The sequence below is a fragment of the Nocardia miyunensis NBRC 108239 genome (assembly GCF_001613065.1).
GTDB lineage: Bacteria > Actinomycetota > Actinomycetes > Mycobacteriales > Mycobacteriaceae > Nocardia > Nocardia miyunensis.
The window spans coordinates 190405-198318 of record NZ_BDBQ01000034.1; the positions used below are offsets into that span (position 1 = coordinate 190405).

8 protein-coding genes are annotated in these 7914 nt (G+C 66.1%); all 8 read left to right on the top strand.

The features are described 5' to 3' along the window. Positions 1-126: 126 nt before the first annotated feature. Positions 127-501, top strand: coding sequence for a hydrogenase maturation nickel metallochaperone HypA/HybF (locus tag NM2_RS14490; protein WP_067668647.1), 375 nt, complete (start codon positions 127-129; stop codon positions 499-501). Beyond that, the gene (gene hypB / locus NM2_RS14495; RefSeq protein ID WP_067668650.1) at positions 459-1340 is read left to right on the top strand and encodes a hydrogenase nickel incorporation protein HypB; all 882 of its coding nucleotides are present in this window, start codon (positions 459-461) and stop codon (positions 1338-1340) included. The genes NM2_RS14490 and hypB overlap by 43 nt, the downstream gene beginning before the upstream one ends. 94 nt (positions 1341-1434) lie before the next feature. Next, positions 1435-2490, top strand: a complete 1056-nt coding sequence (locus tag NM2_RS14500) for an NADH-quinone oxidoreductase subunit B family protein (RefSeq protein ID WP_067668745.1) — start codon at positions 1435-1437, stop codon at positions 2488-2490. A gap of 13 nt (positions 2491-2503) precedes the next feature. Then, positions 2504-4300 (top strand): nickel-dependent hydrogenase large subunit, encoded by a 1797-nt coding sequence (locus NM2_RS14505; protein WP_067668651.1) that lies wholly within the window; start codon positions 2504-2506, stop codon positions 4298-4300. Positions 4301-4339: 39 nt separating this feature from the next. Then, entirely contained in the window at positions 4340-5245 is a 906-nt protein-coding gene (locus NM2_RS14510) for a NifU family protein (RefSeq protein ID WP_067668747.1), read from the top strand. Further along, positions 5242-5895, top strand: coding sequence for a DUF5947 family protein (locus tag NM2_RS14515; protein ID WP_067668652.1), 654 nt, complete (start codon positions 5242-5244; stop codon positions 5893-5895). Before NM2_RS14510 ends, NM2_RS14515 begins: the two co-directional genes overlap by 4 nt. Then, positions 5892-6539, top strand: a complete 648-nt coding sequence (locus NM2_RS14520) for a DUF6084 family protein (RefSeq protein WP_067668654.1) — start codon at positions 5892-5894, stop codon at positions 6537-6539. Before NM2_RS14515 ends, NM2_RS14520 begins: the two co-directional genes overlap by 4 nt. Continuing rightward, positions 6536-7885: a hypothetical protein gene (locus tag NM2_RS14525; protein ID WP_067668656.1), complete on the top strand. Its 1350-nt coding sequence runs from the start codon at positions 6536-6538 to the stop codon at positions 7883-7885. Before NM2_RS14520 ends, NM2_RS14525 begins: the two co-directional genes overlap by 4 nt. Positions 7886-7914: the final 29 nt, after the last annotated feature.

Consider the following 7914-nt stretch of genomic DNA (forward strand, 5'->3'; position numbering starts at 1 on the left):
AGAGCCACCGTCGGCCGACCCTGCCAGCGAAATCTCCGCAACCTATCTGCGGTGACACCCCGCGGAGTACGCTTGGTGCGTCGGCGATCCAGGAATCAACAGGTATCCGAGGAATCGAGATATCTCATGCACGAGCTGGCAATCGCACAGGGAATCATCGGCGGGGCATGTGAACATGCCGAGGGCCGTCGAATACATCGCGTGACCGTCGCGGTCGGCGTGCTGTGCGCGGTGGTGCCGGACGCCCTGCAATTCTGTTTCGATCTCGCGGCCGAGGGCACCCTCGCCGAGGGCGCCGAGCTGATCATCGAGGAGATCCCCGCGCGGGGACACTGCCACGCCTGCGGGCGCGAGTTCACCCTGCACGCCCCGATTCCCCTGTGCGACTGCGGAAGTGCGGACGTCGACATCAGTGCGGGCCGAGACCTGCGAATCCGTTCGATGGAGGTGAGCGATCCATGTGCGCTACCTGCGGATGCGGCCGCGACGGCACAGCCGTGATCACCGAACCACACGAGCACGACCACCCGCCCGGCGGTGATCACGACCACGATCATGTCCACGACGACGGCCATGCGCACACCCACGCGGACGGCGACGGACACGACCATGTGCACAGCGACGGCCATACCCACGATCACGATCCCCCGGGGACCGCGACCCTGATCCTGGAACAGCGGGTACTGGCCAAGAACGACGAACTGGCACAACGCAATCGGCAATGGTTCGCCGACCACGAGATCCTGGCGCTCAACCTGACCAGCTCGCCCGGCGCGGGTAAGACCACTCTGCTCGAGCGAACCATCCGCGAACGCCCGGAAATCCCGATCGAGGTCGTCGAGGGCGATCAGGAGACGCTGCTGGACGCCCGGCGCATCGAGTCCGCGGGCTCCCGCGTGGTCCAGATCAACACCGGCGCGGGCTGCCATCTGGACGCGGAGATGACTCACAGAGCACTGGACGCGCTGAACCCGGCGGACCGCAGCGTCGTATTGATCGAGAACGTCGGAAATCTGGTGTGCCCCGCGCTGTTCGACCTCGGTGAACAGGCCAAGGTCGTGATCATCTCGGTCACCGAGGGAACGAACAAGCCGCTGAAGTATCCGCACATGTTCGCCGCGGCCGGGCTGGTGCTGATCAACAAGATCGATCTGCTGCCCTATGTCGACTTCGATGTCGACGCCTGCGCACGCTACGCCCGCGCGACGAATCCGGACGTCGAGGTGCTGGCGCTGTCGGCGACAACGGGTGAGGGACTGGCGCAATGGTACGACTGGCTCGATGCCAGACGTCGCGCCCGGCTTGACCAAGCCATTGAGGTTACTTTCCCGCAAGCTTAAAATAATGTGGTCTGTATCACATACCTGACACGGCACAGATTGACGGCTTCGAGCCGGATCGGCCAGCCCCGCTCGGCTCGGGAAGGTGGCGTTCATGCCCACACAGGAAGCAGTTAAGGCCGAGGAAACGCTGATACACGTCCTGTGGATCAACGCCGGCCTCAGTTGTGACGGCGATTCGGTGGCGTTGACTGCGGCCACCCAACCCAGCGTCGAGGAGATCGCTCTCGGAGCGCTTCCCGGTCTGCCCAAGATCGCCGTACATTGGCCGCTCATCGACTTCGAATGCGGTCCGAACGGCGGAGCCGATGATTTCCTCGAATGGTTCTTCAAGGCCGATCGCGGTGAACTCGAGCCGTTCGTGCTCGTCGTCGAGGGGTCCATCCCGAACGAAAAGATCAAGGACGACGGTTATTGGTGCGGCTTCGGAAACAATCCCGATACGAATCAGCCCATGACAACGAGTGAATGGCTCGATCGCCTGACGCCGAAGGCCACCGCCGTGGTGGCGGCCGGCACCTGCGCGACCTACGGCGGAATTCACGCGATGGCCGGCAATCCGACCGGCGCGATGGGCGTGCCGGACTATCTCGGCTGGGACTGGAAGTCCAAGGCCGGTATTCCGATCGTCTGCGTGCCCGGCTGCCCGATTCAACCGGACAACCTGTCCGAAACGCTGACCTATCTGCTCTATATGGCCACCGGACAGGCGCCGATGATTCCGCTCGACGAATCCCTGCGCCCCAAATGGTTGTTCGGCGCGACGGTCCATGAGGGCTGCGACCGCGCCGGATATTACGAGGAGGGCGAATTCGCCGACGAGTACGGATCACCGAAATGCATCGTGAAGCTGGGATGCTGGGGTCCGGTCGTGAAATGCAATGTGCCCAAACGAGGTTGGCTCAACGGTGTGGGCGGCTGCCCGAACGTCGGTGGCATCTGCATCGGCTGCACGATGCCCGGATTCCCGGACATGTTCATGCCGTTCATGGACGAACCGCCGGGCGGGAAATTCTCGTCCGCGGCATCGGGGCTCTACGGAACGGTGATCCGCAGTCTGCGGAACATCACCGGTCGCACGGTCGACAAGGAGCCGCACTGGCGGCACCGGGGGGAGAAATTGGATACAGGGGCGAGTCGCACCTGGTAGGAGGATCTCCCAAATGACACAGATCATCCCGGAGGCGTCGCACAAGAAGATCGATCCCGATTCGCTGGTCGAAATGGCGTGGGACCCGATCACCCGTATCGTGGGCAGCCTCGGTATCTACACGAAGATCGATTTCGAGAACCGGGAAGTGGTCGAATGTCACAGCACATCGTCCATCTTCCGCGGTTACTCGATATTCATGCGCGGCAAGGATCCCCGCGACGCGCATTTCATCACCAGCCGCATCTGCGGTATCTGCGGTGACAACCACGCGACCTGTTCCTGCTACTGCCAGAACATGGCCTATGGGGTGAAGCCGCCGCATCTGGGCGAGTGGATCGTCAATCTCGGCGAGGCCGCGGAATACATGTTCGACCACAACATCTTCCAGGAGAATCTGGTCGGAGTGGACTTCTGCGAGAAGATGGTCGCCGAGACCAATCCGAGCGTCCTGGATGCCGCGCGAAGGGCCGAGGCACCGCACGCGGCGATGCACGGTTATCGCACCATCGGCGACATCATGGAAGCGCTCAATCCCTTCACCGGCGAGTTCTACCGGGAGGCGCTACAGGTCAGCCGCTATACGCGAGAGATGTTCTGCCTCATGGAAGGCCGGCACGTGCATCCCTCCACGCTGTATCCCGGCGGCGTCGGGACGGTGGCCACGATCCAGCTGATGACCGACTACATGACGCGGCTGATGCGGTACGTGGAATTCATGAAGAAGGTCGTGCCGATGCACGACGATCTGTTCGACTTCTTCTATACCGCGATTCCGGGCTACGAGAAGGTCGGGTTGCGACGCACGATGCTGGGGTGCTGGGGCTCGTTCCAGGATCCGGAGGCCTGCAACTTCGCCTACAAGGATATGGAGAACTGGGGCCGCAAGATGTTCGTGACCCCGGGCGTGGTGGTGGACGGGAAATTGGTCACCACCTCGCTGGTCGACATCAACCTCGGCCTCCGAATCCTTTTGGGCAGTTCGTATTACGAGGACTGGGCCGACCAGGACATGTTCGTGAAGACCGATCCGCTGGGCAATCCGGTGGACCAGCGGCACCCCTGGAACCAGCACACCAATCCCAAGCCGCAGAAGCGTGATCTGGACGACAAGTACAGCTGGGTGATGTCGCCGCGCTGGTTCGACGGCAAGGACCATCTGGCCCTGGACACCGGCGGCGGCCCGCTGGCACGGTTGTGGTCGACCGCGCTGGCCGGACTGGTCGACATCGGTTATGTGCGCTCGACCGGGCACAGCGTGCAGATCAACCTGCCCAAGACCGCGTTGAAGGGGCCGGTGGAGCTCGAGTGGAAGATCCCGGCGTACGGGAGCAACACCCTCGAGCGCGATCGCGCCCGCACCTACTTCCAAGCGTATGCCGCCGCGTGCGCACTGCATTTCGCCGAGCAGGCGCTCGCCGAGATCCGGGCCGGGCGGACCAAGACGTGGGAGAAGTTCGAGGTGCCCGACGAGAGCATCGGCTGCGGTTTCACCGAGGCCGTGCGCGGCGTGCTCTCGCATCACATGGTGATCCGGGACGGCAAGATCGCCAACTACCACCCGTATCCGCCGACACCGTGGAATGCGAGCCCGCGCGACAGCTTCGGCACTCCGGGCCCCTACGAGGACGCGGTGCAGGGGCAGCCGATCTTCGAGGAGAACGACCGCGAGCATTTCAAGGGCATCGACATCATGCGCACGGTGCGCAGTTTCGATCCGTGCCTGCCCTGCGGCGTGCACATGTATCTGGGCAAGGGCAAGTCGCTGGATGCCCTGCACTCCCCGACCCAGACGCTGACCGGCGAATAACGCCCGGCCCGAACGGGCCGGACCACGGTGGAGGAGGCGATGCACACGCGCTCCGAGGACAACGGTCCCGACGCAGCGACCGGCGACGATCGGTGGCGCGGTTCGGGCGATCGGATCGAGAGTCTGCTCGAGGCCAGTTCCGCGGGCGGCGCGGTCGCCCGCGAACGGGCCGAGACGCTGGTCGGCGAGGTCGTCGATCTGTACGGCGCGGGACTGCGGCGCATCGTCGAGAGGCTCGACGACGCCACCGTCCGGCGGCTCGCACAGGACGATCTGGTGGCCAGTCTGCTGCTGGTCCACGGTCTGCATCCGCACGACGTGCGAACCCGGGTCGCGGCCGGACTCGACAGTGTCCGACCGTATCTGGGTTCGCACGGCGGCGACGTGCGCCTGCTCGACATCTCCGGCGAAGGCGTAGTCCGGCTCGAACTCACGGGCAGCTGCCGCAGCTGCCCGTCCTCGGCGGTGACCTTGGAGCTGGCGGTGGAGGACGCGGTGCGCGCGGCCGCACCGGAGATCACAGCGCTCGAGGTGGTCGCGGCCGAGCCGTCCGCGGACGCCTCGGTGATCGCGCCGGACACCCTGTTCTCCCATGTCCGATCCGGCGGAAACTGGCTCGCCGCACCGGAATTGGAGCAGCTGGCCCCCGGCGAAGTCGGTGGGTTCGAGCTGGGCGGGACCATGTTGCTGGCCTGCCGGGTCGGCAACGAGGTGTACGCCTACCGCGACTGGTGCGCGGTGTGCGGACGCTCCCTGGCGGGTGCGGCACTGCACCGCGGGGCCGGGTCCGGTGATCCGGTGCTGCGCTGTCCGAGTTGCCGTGCCCACTACGACGTCGTGCACGCCGGTGCGCGCCTGGACGGCGACGGCCACCTGGAACCGTTTCCGGTGCTGGTTCGCTCCGGGGAGCTGTCGGTCGCGATCCCCGCGGGGGTGGCGGGATGAATCCGACGGTGCGGGCACTGCGGCGGATCGCGGCCGATCGGCGACCGGCCACGCCGCCGGGCGAACGGTGCGAGATGTGCGCGGAATCCATCGCCGAGGAACATCAGCATGTCGTGGATGTCGAAGGGCGACAACTGATGTGCGTATGCCGCGGCTGTTATCTGCTGTTCACCGATAGCCGCGCCGCACTGCGTTTCCGGGCCGTACCGGAGCGGTACGTGTCATTTCCGGACTTCACCCTGAGCCTGCCGGAGTGGGACGCGCTGGAGATCCCGGTGGGCCTGGCCTTCTTCTTCCGAAACTCGGCCGCGGACCGCGTCGTCGCGCTGTATCCGGGACCGGCTGGAGCGACCGAATCGGAACTGCCGCTGCGTGATTGGCATAATTTCGTCGAACGGCACGGCGAATTCGCCGATCTCGCCGACGATGTCGAGGCCCTGATGATCAGGGTGCCCGAGCGGGACGCGGCGGCGGCGCAGTGCCTGCTGCTGCCGATCGACGCCTGTTACGAGTTCGTCGGTCGAATTCGCTTGCTGTGGCACGGTTTCGACGGCGGCTCGGCGGTGCACCGGTATGTGGACGAGTTCTTCGCCACGATGTCCGCGCGGGCTCGTCCGGCCGATGCCGCCGGGTCCGGGGAGGGGTCATGAGCCCGGCCTACTCCACCACGTTCGCGGTGCTGGACATCCGGCCCGAACCGTACTCGGTGACCCCGATTCTGTCCGCGCGGGTCGGAATCGCCTCGGTCGGTGACGAACCCGTGCACGCGATCGCCCTGCGCGCGCAGGTGCGGATCGAACCGGGTCGCCGCGGCTACACCGATGCCGAGACCGCCGGTCTGCTCGACCTGTTCGGACCGCGCGAACGCTGGGCGCAGACCCAGCGGTCGTTCCTGTGGATGCATTGCGCGACAACGATTCCGGGATTCACCGGCGGTGCGGAGGTGGACCTGCCGATGTCGTGCACCTACGACTTCGAGGTCGCCGGATCGAAATACCTGCACGCCCTGCGCGAGGGCACGATTCCGTTGCAGTTCCTGTTCAGCGGCACGGTATTCATCCGTGGCAGTCACGGTTTCGCGATCCAGCAGATTCCCTGGGACCGCGAGGACCGCTACGAGATGCCGGTCGCGGTGTGGCGCGAGTTGATGACGGCGCACTTCCCGAGTATGGGCTGGGTCCGCCTGCACGAGGACACCATGGCCGCGCTCACCGAGTTCAAGGCCGCGCACGGGATGCTGGGCTTCGACGACACCGTGAAACGCCTGCTCACCAGCGCCGAGGAGTCGGCATGAGCGAATCAGACCAGCAGGCGGCGGCGCGGTCCGGTAGGGCCCGGGCCCGCGCGGTCGCGGACGCGGTGCTGTACGAGGGATATCTGCTCTATCCGTATCGCGCCGATGCGCGAAAGAACCGCTCCCGCTGGCAATTCGGCGTTCTCGGGCCGGTCGACGCGGCCGCGGACGGGTTCGGCGAGGAGAGCGAGATGAGCGGGCAGGCGCTGCTGGATGTCGCGGGCGAGTGCTCGCTGCGGTTCGCGGTGCGGTTCCTGCAACTTCAGCATCGGGGCGTCCGCGATGCCGACGACGCGCCCGTCGCGGAACTGACCGCCGCCGGGCGAACCTGGCTGGATTGGGACGAGGCGGTCGAGTGCGAGATCGTCCTTAGCCCCCGCGCGCCCGAGGGGTTCACCGCGCCGATCCAGATACCCGGCGGCACCGATGTCGAGCGGCTGGGTGATCCGGCGGGCGATCCCGAGGGTTCGATCGTGCGCACCCGGTGCGACCTGGATGGACGATTCGAGCTGACCGTCGAACCCGACGACGGATATCTGCGCCTCACCATGACCGTCCGCAACACCGCCGAGCCCGCCACGGACCAGCGCGATGCCATCACTCGATCCCTGATCGGAGCGCACCTGATCGTGGAAGCCGAAGGGGCTCAGTTCGTTTCACTACTCGAACCGCCGCCGTCGGCCGAAGCCGCCGTGCGCCGGTGCACGCAGCACCGCTGTTTCCCGGTGCTGGCCGGACCACCCGGCGACCACAGTCTGCTGCTGGTCTCGCCGATCATCCTCTACGACCATCCCGAGATCGCCGAACAGAGCCCCGAGCCGCTGTTCGACTCGACCGAGATCGACGAGATCCTGACCCTGCGCGTGATGACGATGACCGACGCCGAGAAGGCCGCCGCACGGACGACAGATCCGCGCGCGGCCCGCATCGTCGACCGCTGCGAGGCGATGACCGCCGAGGATCTGGCCCGGCTGCACGGCGTCCTGCGCGACCCGCATGCCGACGAGGTACACGCGATCCCGGAGATCCCGCTCGGCACGGACTGGTGGGATCCGGCCGCCGACGGCGCGGTCCGGCCCGAATCGGATGCGGTGCCCATCGCCGGTGTCCTGATCCGCCAGGGCAGCCGGGTGCGGCTGCACCCCTCGCGCCGCGCGGATATCCACGACATGTTCTTCGACGGCCGCGACGCGCGGGTCACCTCGGTGCACGCCGACGTGGACGGACGCACCCACGTCGGCGTGGTCATCACCGATGACCCGGGCGCCGACCTGCACGAATGGTACGGGCGCTACCTGTATTTCGACCCGGACGAGCTCGAACCGCTGGACCGGCCGGGCAAATGAAAACGACGACCGCCCGCGCCGCGGGCACG